15 protein-coding genes are annotated in these 16431 nt (G+C 71.1%); 2 read left to right on the top strand and 13 right to left on the bottom strand.

Annotated elements, in window-relative coordinates; genetic code table 11:
- Positions 1-7: 7 nt before the first annotated feature.
- The 9 genes from OED52_RS08350 to pcaQ all read right to left on the bottom strand — a co-directional run bounded on the left by OED52_RS08350 (position 8) and on the right by pcaQ (position 12387).
- Positions 8-2521: a [protein-PII] uridylyltransferase gene (locus OED52_RS08350; RefSeq protein ID WP_264154176.1), complete on the bottom strand. Its 2514-nt coding sequence runs from the start codon at positions 2519-2521 to the stop codon at positions 8-10.
- Positions 2511-2849 carry a P-II family nitrogen regulator gene (locus OED52_RS08345; RefSeq protein ID WP_264154175.1) on the bottom strand — a complete coding sequence of 113 codons (339 nt, stop codon included), beginning with the start codon at positions 2847-2849 and terminating at the stop codon, positions 2511-2513. The genes OED52_RS08350 and OED52_RS08345 overlap by 11 nt, the downstream gene beginning before the upstream one ends.
- Before the next feature lie 59 nt (positions 2850-2908).
- Positions 2909-4216: an ammonium transporter gene (locus OED52_RS08340; RefSeq protein WP_264154174.1), complete on the bottom strand. Its 1308-nt coding sequence runs from the start codon at positions 4214-4216 to the stop codon at positions 2909-2911.
- A gap of 248 nt (positions 4217-4464) precedes the next feature.
- Positions 4465-6009, bottom strand: a complete 1545-nt coding sequence (gene ftsY / locus OED52_RS08335; RefSeq protein ID WP_264154173.1) for a signal recognition particle-docking protein FtsY — start codon at positions 6007-6009, stop codon at positions 4465-4467.
- A 12-nt stretch (positions 6010-6021) separates the two neighbouring features.
- The gene (gene smc, locus OED52_RS08330) at positions 6022-9645 is read right to left on the bottom strand and encodes a chromosome segregation protein SMC (RefSeq protein ID WP_264154172.1); all 3624 of its coding nucleotides are present in this window, start codon (positions 9643-9645) and stop codon (positions 6022-6024) included.
- A gap of 33 nt (positions 9646-9678) precedes the next feature.
- Complete coding sequence (locus OED52_RS08325) at positions 9679-10596, bottom strand: SMP-30/gluconolactonase/LRE family protein (protein ID WP_264154171.1); 918 nt, start codon at positions 10594-10596, stop codon at positions 9679-9681.
- A gap of 97 nt (positions 10597-10693) precedes the next feature.
- Positions 10694-10981, bottom strand: a complete 288-nt coding sequence (locus OED52_RS08320) for an acylphosphatase (protein WP_264154170.1) — start codon at positions 10979-10981, stop codon at positions 10694-10696.
- A 4-nt stretch (positions 10982-10985) separates the two neighbouring features.
- Positions 10986-11423, bottom strand: a complete 438-nt coding sequence (locus OED52_RS08315) for an OsmC family protein (protein ID WP_264154169.1) — start codon at positions 11421-11423, stop codon at positions 10986-10988.
- On the bottom strand, positions 11416-12387 hold the full coding sequence (gene pcaQ, locus OED52_RS08310) for a pca operon transcription factor PcaQ (protein WP_264154168.1): 972 nt from the start codon (positions 12385-12387) through the stop codon (positions 11416-11418). The genes OED52_RS08315 and pcaQ overlap by 8 nt, the downstream gene beginning before the upstream one ends.
- A 95-nt stretch (positions 12388-12482) precedes the next feature.
- Between pcaQ and pcaH the strand changes: the two genes are divergently transcribed.
- Entirely contained in the window at positions 12483-13214 is a 732-nt protein-coding gene (gene pcaH, locus OED52_RS08305) for a protocatechuate 3,4-dioxygenase subunit beta (RefSeq protein WP_264154167.1), read from the top strand.
- Complete coding sequence (pcaG, locus tag OED52_RS08300; protein WP_264154166.1) at positions 13211-13894, top strand: protocatechuate 3,4-dioxygenase subunit alpha; 684 nt, start codon at positions 13211-13213, stop codon at positions 13892-13894. The genes pcaH and pcaG overlap by 4 nt, the downstream gene beginning before the upstream one ends.
- 37 nt (positions 13895-13931) lie before the next feature.
- Here the strand turns inward: pcaG and mutM are convergent, their stop codons facing one another.
- From mutM to OED52_RS08280, 4 genes are read right to left on the bottom strand one after another with little or no spacing between them, the layout of a single operon-like run.
- Positions 13932-14795 carry a bifunctional DNA-formamidopyrimidine glycosylase/DNA-(apurinic or apyrimidinic site) lyase gene (gene mutM / locus OED52_RS08295; RefSeq protein WP_264154165.1) on the bottom strand — a complete coding sequence of 288 codons (864 nt, stop codon included), beginning with the start codon at positions 14793-14795 and terminating at the stop codon, positions 13932-13934.
- A 7-nt stretch (positions 14796-14802) separates the two neighbouring features.
- The gene (gene rnc, locus OED52_RS08290; RefSeq protein ID WP_264154164.1) at positions 14803-15582 is read right to left on the bottom strand and encodes a ribonuclease III; all 780 of its coding nucleotides are present in this window, start codon (positions 15580-15582) and stop codon (positions 14803-14805) included.
- A 13-nt stretch (positions 15583-15595) separates the two neighbouring features.
- Positions 15596-15778: a 50S ribosomal protein L32 gene (rpmF, locus tag OED52_RS08285; RefSeq protein ID WP_264154163.1), complete on the bottom strand. Its 183-nt coding sequence runs from the start codon at positions 15776-15778 to the stop codon at positions 15596-15598.
- A 2-nt stretch (positions 15779-15780) separates the two neighbouring features.
- On the bottom strand, positions 15781-16395 hold the full coding sequence (locus tag OED52_RS08280) for a YceD family protein (protein ID WP_264154162.1): 615 nt from the start codon (positions 16393-16395) through the stop codon (positions 15781-15783).
- Positions 16396-16431 lie beyond the last annotated feature (36 nt).

Raw genomic sequence — 16431 nt, 5'->3', positions numbered from 1 at the left:
GCCGCGGTCAGGCTCCCGTCGCAGGTGCCTCCGGTCCGGGTGCGGGCAGCACGGCCAGCAGCTCCCGTTCGAGATGCTCACGGGAGATCCGGGTGTGGGCGCCGTCGAAGTCCACGCAGAACGAGTCGACGACCGTCGCCCCGAGCGTGGTGACCTTCGCCCACCGCACATCCGCCCCGACCCGCTCGAAGACGTCCGCGAGACGGCACAGCAGGCCGATCCGGTCCTCCGCGCGGATCTCGAGCACCACCTGCCCGGGATCGGGCGTGTCGAACCAGATGATCCGCGGCGGAGCGTGCGCCGCGGTGACCGGTACCGCCCGCGCGGGCCTCTCGGGCATCCGGCTCTCCCGCACCGCACGGTCCTTCTCCTCGAGCGCCGGCAGCAGATCGAGGTCGCCGGAGCGGGCCCGGATCAGTTCCTGCCGCAGCAGCGCCGCTTCGGGCGGTGCGCCGAAGCGCGGCACCACGACGAAGGTGTTGACGGTGCTCCCGGCGTGGCTGGCGATCGAGGCGGACAGCACCCGCAGGCCGTGCAGCGACAGCACCCCGGCCTCGTCGGACAGCACCCCGCGCTCGTCGGGGGCCACGAAGGTCGCCGTGAAGCTGCGGCCGTCCTTGCGCGGTTCGAGCGAGACGTGCAGCGCACCCTCCTCCGCGAGGGCGGCGAGTCCGGGCTCGATCGGGTCCGGTGCGGGGAGGTCGTCGCCGGCCATCATCATCCGGCAGCGGCGCACCAGCTCACGGATGAGCGAGGCCTTCCAGTCGCCCCACACCCCCGGCCCGGTGGCCTGCGAATCCGCCTCGGCGAGGGCGTGCAGCAGGTCCAGCAGGACGGGATCGCCGCCGAGCGTGTCGACCACGAACTCCACGGTCGCCGGGTCGTCGAGATCCCGGCGGGTCGCGGTGTGCGGCAGCAGCAGGTGGTGCCGCACCATCGCGGTGAGCAGGGCGAGATCGGACGGCCACAGCCCCATCCGCCGGCCGATCTGCAGGGCGAGTTCGGCTCCGACGATGCTGTGGTCTCCGCCGCGTCCCTTGCCGATGTCGTGCAGCAGCGCACCGAGGACGAGCAGGTCGGGGCGCGCGACGCGGGTGGTCAGCTCGCTGGCGTAGACGGCGGTCTCGACGAGATGCCGGTCGACGGTCCAGATGTGGACGGCGTCGCGGGGCGGCAGGTCGCGCACGGCACCCCATTCGGGCAGCAGCCGTCCCCACAGGCCGGTACGGTCCAGGGATTCGATGACGTCGACGGCGCGGCGCCCGGAACCGAGCAGCACCAGGAAGTCGTCGAGTGCCTCCCGCGGCCACGGTTCGCGCAGTTCCGGGGCGTTGTCGGCGAGCCGGGTGAGCGTCGCCGCCGAGATCGGGAGCCCGGCCTGCGCCGCCGCGGCCGCCACCCGGGTGGTCAGCCCGGGATCGCGGCGCGGATGCGCGTCGCGGGCGAGGGCGACCTCTCCCCCGTGTTCGACGACGCCCTCGTCGAGGGGGCGCCGGACGGGACCGCGGCGCAACCGCGACAGTCCCTTGCGGGGCAGCGAGTTCGCGGCGGTCCGCAGACCGACCTCCACCGAGTAGCTGATGGTGCGTGCCGATTCGGTGAGCACCCGGGCGAGGTCGAAGCGGTCGCCGATGCGCAGGGCCGCGGCGATCTCGTCGGCGTCCTGGGCGCGCAGCTGGTCGCGGGGGCGGGCCGCGACGCGGTGCAGTTCGGTGCGCACGTCGAGCAGCCGCCGGTGGGCGGCGGCGAGTCCGCCGCCGGGCACGTCCGGTCCGAGTCCCGGCATGCCGTCGGTGAGTTGCGCGACGGACAGGGCGTTGAGCAACTGCACGTCCCGCAACCCGCCGCGACCACTCTTGAGATCGGGTTCGGCTCGGTGGGCGATCTGGCCGCTGCGTTGCCACCGCGTCTCGGTCAGTTCGATGAGTTCGTCGAAGCGGGACCGGATCCCGGTGCGCCACTGGCGGCGCACCCCTCCGATCAGCAGGTTGCTCAACTGGGCGTCGCCGGCGATGTGCCGGGCCTCGAGCATCCCGAGGGCGGCGGTGAGGTCGGAGGAGAACACCTGCAGGGCCTGCGGGACGGTGCGGACGCTGTGGTCGAGCTTGATGTGCGCGTCCCAGAGGGGGTACCAGAGCTGATCGGCGACCTTGGAGACCACGGCCGGGGCCATGTCGTCGTGCAGCAGGATGAGATCGAGGTCGGAGTACGGGAGCATCTCCCGGCGTCCGAGGCCCCCGACGGCGACGATGGCGAAGCCGCCCTCCTCGCGGATACCGAGTTCGGCGCCCTTGGTGGTGAGCCAGAACTCGTGCAGGTCGACGAGGGCGTGCCGCAGTGCGGCGGTGTCGAGGCGGCGGCTTCGGGGGCCGCCGGCGAGCAGGGTGTCGCGGGCCGCGGCCAGATCCGCGGCACCGCCGGGCGGGGCGTTCCGGTCCGAGGACACCGAAGGCCCCGACCCCGCTGCCGAAGCAGCGGGACCAGGGCCTCGAGTGCCGGACCCCTGGGGGTCAGAGCGCATCCGAACCTCGTTCTCCGGTGCGGACCCGGATGACCGACTCGACCGGGGTGACCCAGACCTTGCCGTCACCGATCTTCCCGGTACGCGACGCCTCCACGATGGTCTCCACGACCTTGTCCACCGCGGAGTCGTCCACGACGACCTCGACCCGCACCTTCGGCACGAAGTCGACGGAGTATTCCGCGCCGCGGTACACCTCGGTGTGGCCCTTCTGCCGGCCGTAGCCCTGCACCTCGCTGACGGTCATGCCCAGTACGCCCGCCTGTTCGAGGCCTGCCTTGACGTCCTCGAGCGTGAACGGCTTGACGATCGCCGTGATCAGCTTCATGTTCTATCCTTCCCCGTGCCCACTGGGCGTTGCCACTGCGCGCTGTCTCGGTCTTCTTATCACTTGAGGGCGGCTGCGAAGTCGTATGCGGACTCCGCGTGCTCGGCCTCGTCGATGCCTCGTGCCTCTTCCTCCTCCGACACCCGCCAGCCCATCGGCTTGAGCGCGAAGGCGATCACGGCGGTGACGATCGCGGTGAAGACCAGGGCGACGACTGCGATGACGATCTGGATGACGAGCTGCTTGTAGTCGCCACCGTAGAACAGACCGGTCTCGGTGCCGAGGAAACCGATGGCGACGGTGCCCCACAGTCCGGAGACGAGGTGGACGCCGACCACGTCGAGCGAGTCGTCGTAGCCGAACTTGTACTTCAGGCCGACCGCGAGAGCCGACAGGACACCGGCGATCACACCGAGGACGATCGAGCCGACCGGGCTCAGCGAACCGGCGGCGGGGGTGATGGCGACCAGGCCGGCGACGGCACCGGAGGCGGCACCGAGGCTGGTGGCCTTGCCGTCACGGACACGCTCGGTGACGAGCCAGCCGAGGATCGCGGCGGCGGTGGCGGTGGTGGTGTTGACCCACGCCAGGCCGGCGGTGCCGTCGGCGGCGAAGGCCGAACCGGCGTTGAAGCCGAACCATCCGAACCACAGCAGAGCGGCGCCGAGCATGACGAACGGCAGGTTGTGCGGACGGAAGGCGGTGCGGCCGAAACCGATGCGCTTGCCGATGATCACGGCCAGGACCAGAGCTGCGATACCCGCGTTGATGTGGACGACGGTGCCACCGGCGAAGTCGATCGGCGAGACCGCGGCGACGAGGCCACCCTCACCGTCGTCGACGGTGCCGAACAGGGACGCGGCGATGCTGTCCTCGGAACCGGAGAGCAGGCCACCGCCCCAGACCATGTGGGCGAGCGGGAAGTACGCGCAGGTGACCCAGATCGCCACGAACGCCATCCAGGTGCCGAACTTGACGCGCTCGGCGAGCGCACCGCTGATCAGAGCGGTGGTGATGATCGCGAAGGTCACCTGGAATCCGATGTCGATGATCTGGGGGTAGTCACCGATACCGGGCAGGAACCCACCCTCGTCGTCGTAGATCGAGCCCTGCAGACCGAACTGTTCGAACGGGTTCGCGAAGATCCCGAGCACGCTCTCGGAGCCGTAGGACATCGACCAGCCCCACAGCACGTAGATGACGCCGATGAGGGCCATCGCCCCGAAGGACATCATCATCATGTTGAGCACGGACTTGGAGCGGGACATTCCGCCGTAGAAGAACGCCAGGCCCGGGGTCATCAGAAGCACGAGCGACGCCGCCATGAGCATCCATGCTGCGTCGCCGGTGTTCACCACTTCCTCCACTTGCAACCTCCCTGTAGGCCGCGCCGAGCGGCGCGTTGTCGAGGGAAAGCTTGCTGGGCCGATGTTTCCGTGGGGGCGCCGCACTGTTTCGTGGGCGTGAACGGACGAACGGGACGTGTTTCGTCCTTGTTTCGCACGGAGCCGAACGTATTTCACACGGCCGTGACAAGAGCGGACCGGCCGCTCCTCCGGGAGGGAGGAACAGCCGGTCCGGGACCGGTGCAGGGGCGGCTGGAGGAGGAACTCGGTCAGCCCAGCAGGGCGTCCACGAAGGCCTCCGGTTCGAACGGGGCGAGGTCGTCGGCGCCCTCGCCGAGCCCCACCAGCTTCACGGGCACACCGAGCTCGTGCTGCACCTGGAAGACGATGCCGCCCTTGGCGGTGCCGTCGAGCTTGGTGAGCACCACACCGGTGATGTCGACGACCTCGGCGAACACGCGTGCCTGCATCAGGCCGTTCTGACCGATGGTCGCGTCGAGCACGAGGAGCACCTCGTCGACGACGGCCTTCTTCTCGACGACGCGCTTGACCTTGCCGAGCTCGTCCATCAGACCGGTCTTGGTGTGGAGGCGGCCGGCGGTGTCGACCAGGACCGCGTCGACCCCGTTCTCGATGCCCTTCGACACCGAGTCGAACGCGACAGCCGCAGGGTCGGCGCCCTCCTTGCCGCGCACGACCTCCGCCCCGACCCGCTCGGCCCAGGTCTGCAACTGGTCGGCGGCCGCGGCACGGAAGGTGTCGGCGGCGCCGAGCAGCACGCGCCGCCCGTCGGCGACGAGGACGCGGGCGAGCTTGCCGGTCGTGGTGGTCTTGCCGGTGCCGTTGACACCGACGACGAGCAGGACGGCCGGGTGGTCGTCGTGCGGCAGCGCCCGGATGGAACGGTCGAGTTCGGGACGGAGTTCGTCGACGAGGACGCTGCGCAGCACGGCGCGGGCGTCGGCTTCGGTGCGCACGCTGTGCGCGGCCATCTCCTCCCGCAGCCGGTCGACGATCTTGGTGGTGGTGGCGGCGCCGAGGTCGGCGATGAGGAGGGTGTCCTCGATCTCCTCCCACGAGTCCTCGTCGAGGTCACCGCCTCCGAGGAGGCCGAGCAGGCTCTTGCCGACCGCGGACTGCGACCGCGCGAGACGCCCACGCAGGCGGGTGAGACGGCCCGCGGTGGGTTCGATCTCCTCGATCGGAGGGGCGGGCGGCACGGCCGCGGGACCGGCCGGCTCGGTGATCTCGGGGGCAGCTTCCGGTTCAGCGACCTCAGGGGCGGTCTCCGGCTCGGTGACGGTCTCGGGTGCCGGTGCGGCCTCCCGAACGACCTCGGGCTCGACGGGTTCGGGTTCCGCGACGGCCGGTTCGGGTGCGACCTCGGGCTCGACGGGTTCCGGCTCGGCGGGCTCGGGCTCGGCGGGCTCGGGCTCGGCAGGCTTCGGGGCCGGCTTCGGTTCCGCGGGCGCGGCCGGGGTGGCCGGCGGCGCCTCGGTGACCTCCTCCGGCAGCGGCACGGTGCGCGGCTTCGGCGCGGGCTCCGGTTCCGCCTTCGGCGTCGGCTTCGGTGTCGGCTTCGGGGCCGGCTTCGGCGGTGCCGCCGTACCCTGCGAGAAGCTGAACCCGCTCTGGGCCTTGTACCCGCCGGAACGATCCTTGGTCTCGGCGGTGCCGAGCTGCGGGGTCTCCTGAGATTTCGGCTGGGCCTTCAGTGACACCTGCCGCCGGCGGTACAGGGTCAGCCCGACCACGAGCGCGACGAGAACGACCGCCAGGGCGGCGGCGATGACTATCCAGGCTCCGGTACTCACGTACCCATACTGTCAGGCCTGGAGCTCCTCCTCCGGCTCGGGGACGGGTGTCGTCACGTCGCGTCCCCGCAGACGCTGCGAGATCACGCGGGTGATGCCGTCGCCGCGCATGCTCACGCCGTACAGTGCGTCGGCGATCTCCATCGTCGGCTTCTGGTGCGTGATGACGATGAGTTGGGACTTCTCCCGCAACTGCTCGAAGAGCCCGATCAGCCGGCGCAGGTTGGTGTCGTCGAGGGCGGCCTCGACCTCGTCCATCACGTAGAACGGCGACGGACGGGCCCGGAAGATCGCCACGAGCATCGCCACGGCGGTCAGCGACTTCTCGCCACCGGACAGCAGCGACAGGCGCTTGACCTTCTTGCCCGGCGGGCGCGCCTCGACCTCGACTCCGGTGGTGAGCATGTCGCCGGGATCGGTGAGGACCAGCCGGCCCTCGCCGCCGGGGAACAGTTTCGCGAACACCTGCTCGAACTCGCGCTCGACGTCGGCGTACGCCTCGGTGAACACCTGCAGGATGCGGGCGTCGACCTCCTCGACGACCGCGAGCAGATCCTTGCGGGCGCTCTTGACGTCCTCGAGCTGGGTGGCGAGGAAGTTGTAGCGCTCCTCGAGCGCCGCGAACTCCTCCAGCGCGAGCGGGTTGACCCGGCCGAGGGTCGCGAGGTCCTTCTCCGCGCGCTTGGCGCGGCGTTCCTGCGTCGCCCGGTCGTAGGGCATCGGCTGCGGCGCGACGACCTGTTCCCCGCGTTCCTTGGCCTGCTCGTACTCGGCCATCTCCAGCGGGGTGGGCGGCAACGGGACGTCAGGGCCGTACTCGGCGACGAGATCGTCCGGGGCGATGCCGTGCTGTTCGACGATGGCCTGCTCGAGCTGCTCGATCCGCAGGGCGGCCTGGGCGCGGGCGACCTCGTCGCGGTGCACCGCGTCGGTGAGCTGGTCGCGCTGCGCGGACAGTTCACGCACGAGTTCGCGGGCCCGTTCGAGCTGTTCGGCGCACTCGGCGCGACGGCGGTTCAGCTCGTCGCGGCGGGTGAGCGCGGTGGCGACCACCTCGTCGAGCTGCGCGGCCACACGCTGTCCGGCCTCGGCGACGGCGGCGGCCACCGCGGCGGCCTGGCGGCGGGCGATCCGGGCGCGTTCGGCGCGGGCGCGGGCCTCGCGTTCGGCCTGCGCGGCCCGGCGCAGCGAGTCGGCCTTGCCGCGGAGCGCCTCGGCGCGTTCCTCGGCGGTGCGGGCGGCGAGCCGGGCCTCGACCTCGACGGCCCGCACCTCGGCGAGCGCGGCCGCGGCCATCTCCCGCTCGGCCGCGGTGTGCTCGGTGGCCGAGCCCTCGCCGGTACCCGCGGAGTCGTCCTCGGCGTGGCGCAGCCGTTCCTCGAGTTCGAGGACCTTCTGGCGGGCGACATCGCGTTGCCTCTCGGCCTCGGACCGCTGCCGGGTCAGACGGTCGGCCTCCGCCTGGGCGGTGCGGGCGGCCTGGCCGAGCCGGCCGAGCTGCTCGTAGAGGGCGGAGATCGCCGCGTCGGACTCGTTGAGGGCGGCCAGGGTCTGTTCGACGTGCTCGGCGCGCTCGGCCTGCTCGGCGAGCGCACCGGCCAGCGCGGCGGCCAGTTCCTCGGAGCGGCGCACGGCCTGGTCGAGGGCGGCGCGGGAGGTGTCGATGGCGGCCTGGATCTCGAGGGTGCTCGGTGCGCGGTCGGACCCGCCGATCACCCAGCCGGCACCGGCGAGGTCGCCGCTGCGGGTCACCGCCCGCAGATCGGGACGTGCGGCGCAGATCTCCAGGGCGGTGGGCAGATCGTCGACGACGATCGTGTGGGCGAGCAGGCCGTCGAGGCCACCGCGCAGTTCGGCGGGGCAGTCCACGACCTCGCCGAGCCACCGCGCTCCTTCGGGGAGGCTTCCCCGGGCGGGGCCGCCCGCGGCACCGGCGATCACGAAGGCCACCCGGCCCTGGTCGGCCTGCGCGAGTTCGGTCACCGCGGAGGTCGCGGCGTCGGCGGTGCGGGCTTCGAGGGCGTCCGCGGCCGCCCCCAGTGCGGCGGCGACCGCGGCCTCGTATCCGGCGGAGATGCGGAGGCGGTCGGCGATGCGCCCGGTGAGGCCTTCACCGTGCTTCTCGAGCAGCCAGGCGGCGCCGTCGGTGCGTTCGAGACCCATGGACAGGGCCTCGATGCGGGCGGTGAGGGAGGCGACCTCCTTGCCCGCGGCGCGTTCGGCCTCCTGCAGTTCGGTCACCCGGGCGTCGGCGAGGCGCAGGGCCTCCAGGGCCCGTTCGTGCTGGGCGTCGGCCTCGACCTCGGCGGCGTCGAGATCGGGGATGCGGGCCTGCGCGGTCTCGTACTCCTCCCGGGCGGCGACACCGCGCAGCCGGGCCTCCTCGATGGCGACGGTCAGCCGCCCGATCTCGGCGTCGATGGAGTCGGCGCGGGTGCGCATCGTCTCCACCTGGCCGGTCAAGCGGGCCAGGCCCTCGCGCCGGTCGGCGACCGCGCGGACGGCGGCGAGGTGGGCGCGTTCGGCCTCCGCGGCGGCCTCCTCCTGGTCGGCGAGCTGCTCGCGCGCGGCCTCCAGTGCACCGTGGGCGATCTCGACGGCTTCGAGGAGTTCCGCCTCCTCGACCGCGATGCGGTCGGCGCGGGCCTCCATCTCGTCGGGATCCTGCCCGGACCGGTCCTCGGGTTCGGTGTGGAGGTGGCGGGCGCGTTCCTGCGCGACCCGCACGGTCGCGGACACCCGTTCGGCAAGGGCGGAGAGCCGGAACCAGCTCTGGGAGGACGCCTCGGCGGCGGGGGTCAGCTCGGCGAGGGCCTTCTCGAAGCGGGCGAGTTCGGCGTTGGCGTCGTCGAGGGTGGCGAGCACGTTGTCGAGGCGCTCGCGGATCACCTTCTCCTGCTCGTCGTGGCCGGACAGTTCGGCGCGGCGGGTCACGAGGTCGTCGGCGGCCAGGCGCAGGCGGGCGTCGCGCAGCTCGGCCTGGATCGTCTGGGCGCGCCGCGCGACCTCGGCCTGGCGTCCGAGCGGCTTGAGCTGGCGGCGCAGTTCGGCGGTGAGGTCGGTGAGGCGGGCGAGGTTGGCCTGCATCGAGTCGAGTTTCCGCAGCGCCTTCTCCTTGCGCTTGCGGTGCTTGAGGACGCCGGCGGCCTCCTCGATGAAGGCGCGGCGGTCCTCGGGGCGGGACTCGAGGATCGCGGCGAGGCGCCCCTGCCCGACGATGACGTGCATCTCCCGGCCGATACCGGAGTCCGACAGCAGTTCCTGCACGTCCATGAGGCGGCAGGGGCTGCCGTTGATCTCGTACTCGCCCGCGCCGTCGCGGAACATACGGCGGGTCACCGAGACCTCGGAGTACTCGATGGGCAGCGCCCCGTCGGAGTTGTCGATGGTGAGCGTGACCTCGGCGCGGCCGAGCGGGGGCCGGCCCGAGGTACCGGCGAAGATGACGTCCTGCATCTTGCCGCCGCGCAGGGCCTTGGCGCCCTGCTCCCCCATCACCCAGGTCAGGGCGTCGACGACGTTCGACTTGCCGGAGCCGTTGGGGCCGACGACGCAGGTGATGCCCGGTTCGAAACGCAGAGTCGTCGACGAGGCGAAGGACTTGAAGCCCTTCAGCGTCAGACTCTTGAGATACATGGGAAAAACTCTACCGGCGGGCTCCGACCGGCTTCACGACGCCGGGTGGACCGCCCGGACCGTTCCGTCGAAACCGGTCGTGTACAGGGTGTTCGGGTCCCAGCCCGGTCCCGCGCCGAAGGCGAGGGAGGACATCAGCGGGATCCCCTCGGCGATGCGGCAGCTCTCGCCGGTCCGCGGGTCGACGCGCAGCACCGCACCGCCGAGGTTGAGCGCGATGTACAGCGCGCCGTCGGGTCCGATCGCGAGGTCGTCGGGCATCGACAGCAGACCCGGGCCGGGGAGGTCGATGCTGCGCACCGGTCCCTCGAGGTCGCGGGCGTCGAGGACGTGTAGGCGGTTGACGGCCTCGAAGGTCGTGACGGTGTAGACGGTGTCGCCGGTCACCGCGATGCCGTTGACCGAGCCGAGGTCGGTGCGGATCACGCGGGGTCCGCTGCCGTCGGCGGGCACGTGGGTCAGGCCCACCTGCCCGATGTCGCGGGAGGCCAGCAGCGAACCGTCCGGGAGCAGGCCGAGACCGTTGGGCATCACCAGGCCGGTGGCCACGGTGCGGCGATCGCCGGTGTCGAGGTCGAGGACGTCGATCGTGCCGTCGGGGATCCCGGCGAGACCCGAGACGGTGGTGTTGCCGACGTTGAGGTAGACGGTGGAGCCGTCGACGACGATGCCGCCCGGTCCGGTCACCTCGGGCAGGACGGTGGTGACGGTGCCGTCGGGGGCGACACGGCGCAGCGCGCCCGGGCCGACGAAGGAGGTGTCGGAGACGAGCAGGCCGCCGCGGCCGTCGAAGGCGAGGTTCTCGAGCACTCCGAGGCCGGAGGTCACCGTGGTCACGGGCCGCAGCGCACAGGCATCGTCGGGATCGGCCGCCGCCGGGCCGGCCGTCCAGGGCGCCGTCGCCACCGCGGCGGCCGCCGCCAGGATCGTCACGCGCACACGCTTCGCCATGGTCTCCCCCACTCACCGAGTGCGCCCGGACCCCCGTCGGCCGCTGTTGCCTACGACCGCTGCAAGATAGCAGGCCGCGCGGCCGAACGGGCCGGGATCAGCGTTCGACGAAACCGGTGAGGCCGCCGCGCGCGGGGTCCCACGATTCGACGACCAGCCGTACCTCGCCCGGGGTGTCGCCGGAGCGCAACCAGGCCAGGAGTTGTTCGAGCGCGGGCCGCGGGCCCTCGGCGACGACCAGCACCCGCCCGTCGGGGTGGTTGGTGGCGTGTCCGACGAGTCCGAGTTCGAGGGCGCGGGCCCGGGTGAACCAGCGGAAACCCACGCCCTGGACCCGGCCGTGCACCCACGCGGTGAGCCGTTCGGTGTCCGGGTTCGTGGTCATGGCCTCAGGACTCGGGGGTGATGGTGAGCGAGACCTTGGTGCCGGCCTTGAGGGTGCGGCCCACGGTGCACACCTTGTCGATGGAACGTTCGACGAGGGCGAGCAGGCGGGCCTGGGCCTCGGTGTCGAGTTCGGACAGGTCGAGGACCAGTTCCTCCTCGAGGTGCGGGTACACCTCGTTCTCGCGGTCGGCGGCACCGGAGACGCGGATGGTGGCGTCGTAGTCGTCGCCGAGGCGGCGGGACAGCGGGAAGTCCGAGGACATGCCCGAGCACGCGGCCAGCGCGATCTTCAGCAGCTCACCGGGTGTGAAGACGCCCTCGACGTTCTCGGATCCGATGAGCACCTCGGCGCCCCGGGAGCTGCGGCCGGTGTAGCGGCGGGTTCCGGTGCGTTCGACCCACAGTTCGGTCGGGGGAAGATCGGGAGTCTGGTCAGCCATGGGGGAAATCCTGCCATGTCTCCCCCACGGCGATGTCGCGCAGGAGGGTGAGCAGGTTGTCGAGGGCCGCCGACGGGGTGTCGGCGCTGCGGCGCAGCACCCCCACGGGTTCGACGGTTCCGGCGGCGGGAAGGTCGAGGCGGCACAGGGTTCCGTCGGCGAGGTCGTCGCGGGGGGCGCGTTCGGTGGTGATCCACACGGCGTCGCTGCGACGCACCACCCCGCGCGCGACGGACAGGTCCAGGGTCTCGAGGCGACCGCCGGGCGGGCGCAGACCGTGCCGTTCGAACAGGGCGTCGGCGGCGTGCCGCGGCACCGTGCCGCGGGTGGCGACGACGAGTGGGTGGTCGAGCAGGTCGGCGAGAGTGACGGGCCGGCCGGCGAGGGGGTGTCCGGGGCGCACGACGCACACGAGGGTTTCGGCGTAGAGGAGTTCGAACGACAGCCCGACCATCCGGGCGGGCTCGGCCATGCGGCCGAGCACGACGTCGACGGTACCGGTGGCCAGGGCGGAGAGCAGGACGGTGTTCGGGTCGGTGCGGACCCGGACGTCGAGTTCGGGGTGCCGGGCGCGCAGCCGGGTGAGAACCTCGGGCAGCAGGGAGCCGGCGACGGTGGGCAGGGCGCCGATCCGCAGCGGGTCGGGGGTGGGCTCACCGACGCCGGCCAGGGCCGCGGCGGCGGCGTCGAGCGACGCGGTGACCTCCCGCGCGTGCCGCAGGAAGCGCTGCCCCGCGGCGGTCAGGTGCGCGCCGTGGCGTCCCCGGTCCAGCAGTTTCACCCCGGCCAGGGTCTCGAGTTCGTTGAGCGTCTTGGTGACGGCGGGTTGGCTGAGGTGCAGCAGGTCCGCGGCGCGGCCGACGTGCTGTTCGCGCGCGACCACGACGAAGCAGCGGAGGTGGCGCAGGCGGATGCGGGCGGCGAGGTCCGGTTCGGTGCGGGGCAGGTCGAACTCCAGATCCATCACTCCAAGTTATGTAAATTCTGCCATTTCGTCAATTTACATGAGTTTTTGTCACACCTAGGGTGGTGGCAACAGCCCGACAGATCGGAGTTCGAATGTCCACCGGCGAATACGTCGAGCGCGACCACACACTGCATCCGCCCGCGCTCACACCCGGCTACCGCACCTCGGTGCTGCGCGCCCCGAAGAACGCGCTCATCACCCCCAAACCGACCCTCTCGGAGATCACCGGCCCGATCTTCCGCAGCGACGAGCTCGGCGACCTCGACAACGACCTGATCCTCAACTTCGCCAAGGACGGCCTGCCGATCGGCGAACGGATCATCGTCCACGGCTTCGTGCGCGACGAGTTCGGCAATCCCGTCGAGGGCGCCCTCGTCGAGGTCTGGCAGGCCAACGCCGGCGGCCGGTACCGGCACAAGAAGGACACCTACCTCGCACCGATCGACCCGAACTTCGGCGGCTGCGGGCGGATGGTCACCGACGCCAACGGCTACTACCACTTCCGCACCATCAAGCCCGGCGCGTATCCGTGGGGCAACAGCCGCAACGCCTGGCGGCCGGCGCACATCCACGTGTCGATCCTCGGCCGCGGCTGGGCGCAGCGGCTCATCACCCAGCTGTACTTCGAGGGCGACCCGCTCATCGAGAAGTGCCCGATCGCGCGGACGATCCCGACGCTCGACCAGCTGCGCAGCCTGATCGCGCAGGAGGATCCCGCCTCGAACGCACCCTTCGACGCGCGCGCCTACCGCTGGGACATCACCCTGCGCGGCCGCCGCGCCACCTTCTTCGACAACGTCAACCTGCCGGGAGCCCCGCGATGAGCCTGTCCCCCAACCCCTTCGATCCGGTCCCCTCGCTGCTGCCGCGCCCGATGGTCACCCGTTTCCCGGAGACGCCCTCGCAGACCGGCGGCCCGTACGTGCACATCGGCCTGGCACCGCAGCAGGCCGGCTTCGACATCTTCGAGAACAACTTCGGCAACGTGCTGGTCTCCGAGGACACCGTCGGTGAGCGGATCCTGTTGGAAGGCCGCGTGTTCGACGGCACCGGCACCCCGGTGCGCGACGCGCTGCTCGAGATCTGGCAGGCCGACGCCCACGGCCGCTACGCCCACCCCGAGGACCGGCAGGACCGCGAGGCCGACCCCACCTTCCGCGGCTGGGGACGCACCGGCGGCGACTTCGACACGGGCGTGTTCACCTTCGAGACGATCAAGCCGGGCCCGGTCACCAACCCCGACGGGTCGGTGTCCGCGCCGCACGTCCTGGTGGTGATCTTCGCGCGCGGCATCAACATCGGCCTGCACACGCGGATCTACTTCGAGGACGAGGCCGAACTCAACGCGAAGGATCCGGTCCTGAGCGGCATCGAGTGGGAGGTCCGCCGCGACACCCTGATCGCGTCCCGCTCCGAGCGGGACGGCCGCACCGTCTACACGCTCGACATCCGTCTGCAGGACACCCCGGACGGGGGCGCCGAGACGGTGTTCTTCGACATCTGACGAGCGATTCGCCCCGAACGACCCGGTACGCCCTGCGCTACCGGGTCGTTCGCGGTCTGGGCTGGCATTTCGGGCAGCTGTACGAGGAGCGGTTCATGAACTTCTCGCGGCGGATCGGGGCGCCGCAGCGGCGGCACCCGAGATTCTCGCGCCCGTAGACGTTCAGCGACCGCTCGAAGTATCCGGACTGGCCGTTGACGTTGACGTACAGCGCGTCGAACGAGGTACCGCCCTGGGCAAGCGCCTCCCCCATCACCTCCGCGGCCGCGTCGAGCACCGCCCGCAGCTTCGGCCGCGTCAGGCCGTCGGCGAGCCGGTTGCCGTGGATGCCCGCCCGCCACAGCGCCTCGTCGGCGTAGATGTTGCCGATGCCCGAGACCACCGTCTGGTCGAGGAGTGCGCGCTTGATCTCGGTGTGTTTGCCGCGCAGCACCGCCACGACGGCCTCACGGTCGAAACGCGGGTCCATCGGATCGCGGGCGATGTGTGCGACGGGCAGGGGCAGCCGGTCGCCGTCGACCTTTGTCAGCGGCGCCAGCGCCCACCCGCCGAAGGTGCGCTGGTCGACGAACCGCAGATCGGCGCCGTTGTCGAGGACGGCACGGATGCGCAGGTGCTTCTCGTCCGGGACGGTGGGCGGCTGCACGAGCATCTGTCCGCTCATCCCCAGATGCACCACGAGAGCGACGTCGGCGGGCTCGAGCACGAGCCACAGGTACTTGCCGCGCCGCTGCACCGCGGCGACCTTCTGCCCGGTCAGTTGCAACGCGAGGTCGCGGGGACCGGGCTCGTGCCGACGCACCGCGCGGGGATGCAGGACCTGGACGGATTCGATCGCCGCGCCGACCACGTGCGCGTCGAGACCGCGACGGACCACCTCGACCTCGGGGAGTTCCGGCACGGATCCCTCAGTCGGCTTCGGAGGTGGCGGCGTCGGGAGTGGCGGCGTCGGACTCGGCGTCGTCGGCCGTGAGCGCGTTGTAGGCGGTCGCGGCGGCCTTCTGCTCCGCTTCCTTCTTGGTGCGGCCGACACCGGAGCCGTGCGGAGCACCGCCGATCAGGGCGGTGGCCGTGAACTCCTTGTCGTGGTCCGGGCCGGTGGCGGTGATCTCGTAGGCCGGCACACCCAGGCCGCGTTCGGCGGTGAGCTCCTGGAGGCTGGTCTTCCAGTCGAGACCCGCACCGAGACGGGGACCGCGCTCGAGCAGTTCGGCGAACAGGCGCAGCACCACTTCGCGGGCCGTGTCGATGCCGTGCTGCAGGTGCACCGCACCGAGCAGGGATTCCATGCCGTCGGCGAGGATGGAGGCCTTGTCACGGCCGCCGGTCAGTTCCTCGCCCTTGCCGAGCAGCAGGTGCGCGCCGAGGCCACCCTCACCGAGGCCGCGTGCGACCTCCGCGAGCGCGTGCATGTTCACGACGCTGGCGCGGATCTTCGCGAGTTCACCCTCGGACTTGTTCGGGTGGGTGAGGTAGAGCTTCTCGGTGACCGCCAGGCCGAGGACCGCGTCCCCGAGGAACTCGAGACGTTCGTTGGTGGGCAGCCCGCCGTGCTCGTAGGCGTACGAGCGGTGGGTCAGCGCAAGGGTCAGTAGTTCGATGTCCAGAGGCACACCGAGGGCGGCGAGGAGAGAGTCGTGCTTCTCCTCGCCGCCCTCGGCAGCCGTCTCGGAAGACTTGCTCGTCACGTGAGAGTTCCGATTAGGCGGGAACGGTCACCTGACGGCCGTTGTAGGTGCCGCAGGACGGGCACGCCACGTGCGGCAGCTTCTTCTCGCCGCAACCGCGGTTCGGGCAGGTGACGAGCGTCGGCGCAGTGGTGTTCCACTGGCTCCGCCGCGACCGGGTGTTGGAACGCGACATTCTGCGCTTGGGGACGGCCACGTCTACTTCTCCTCGTTGTTCAAGCTGTCGATTTGACTGCTGGGTTCTTCGGAGCCCGCGCCGAACTTGGCTGCCAACCCAGCCCAGCGAGGATCCATTGTCTCATGACGGTGCCCGGATTCCGCAATCGCCAGGCGAATGCCGCATTCGGGGCACAATCCCGCACAGTCGTCGCTACACAACGGCTGCAGCGGAAGCTCCAGTCCCACCGTGTCGACGAGGACCGGCTCGAGGTCGATCAGATCGTCCTCGACACGATAGACCTCGTCGTCCTCGGTGGTCTGATCCGTGACGCTGTTCGGGTAAGCGAACAGCTCGGTGAGATACAGGTCCACCGATTCGGTGAACGGCTCGAGGCATCGCGCGCATTCACCGACGGCGTCGGCTCGAACTGTACCGGTGACCAGGACGCCCTCGGACACCGCCTCCAACCGGAGGTCGAGTGCGATCTCCGCTCCCTCCTGGATGGCGATCAGCTCGAGACCCATCCGCGAGGGAGATGCGACGACCCGCTCGACCGTGCGCATCGATCCGGGCCGACGGCCCAGGGAGAACGTGTCGAACACCAGACCGGCCTCCCGTTCGGGACGCGGCGTGCTGGTACTGCGGGCAGACACGGGAACTCACTTTCTTCGGACGACGTCGTATCACAC

This window comes from Rhodococcus sp. Z13 (genome assembly GCF_025837095.1).
Taxonomy (GTDB): domain Bacteria; phylum Actinomycetota; class Actinomycetes; order Mycobacteriales; family Mycobacteriaceae; genus Rhodococcus; species Rhodococcus sacchari.
This window is presented reverse-complemented; position numbering and strand designations above follow the sequence as displayed.

Coding starts and splice junctions, on each gene's coding strand:
- OED52_RS08350 (WP_264154176.1), bottom strand. CDS start 2,521: ATGCGCTCTGACCCCCAGGGGTCCGGCACTCGAGGCCCTGGTCCCGCT.
- OED52_RS08345 (WP_264154175.1), bottom strand. CDS start 2,849: ATGAAGCTGATCACGGCGATCGTCAAGCCGTTCACGCTCGAGGACGTC.
- smc (WP_264154172.1), bottom strand. CDS start 9,645: ATGTATCTCAAGAGTCTGACGCTGAAGGGCTTCAAGTCCTTCGCCTCG.
- OED52_RS08325 (WP_264154171.1), bottom strand. CDS start 10,596: ATGGCGAAGCGTGTGCGCGTGACGATCCTGGCGGCGGCCGCCGCGGTG.
- OED52_RS08320 (WP_264154170.1), bottom strand. CDS start 10,981: ATGACCACGAACCCGGACACCGAACGGCTCACCGCGTGGGTGCACGGC.
- OED52_RS08315 (WP_264154169.1), bottom strand. CDS start 11,423: ATGGCTGACCAGACTCCCGATCTTCCCCCGACCGAACTGTGGGTCGAA.
- pcaQ (WP_264154168.1), bottom strand. CDS start 12,387: ATGGATCTGGAGTTCGACCTGCCCCGCACCGAACCGGACCTCGCCGCC.
- pcaH (WP_264154167.1), top strand. CDS start 12,483: ATGTCCACCGGCGAATACGTCGAGCGCGACCACACACTGCATCCGCCC.
- pcaG (WP_264154166.1), top strand. CDS start 13,211: ATGAGCCTGTCCCCCAACCCCTTCGATCCGGTCCCCTCGCTGCTGCCG.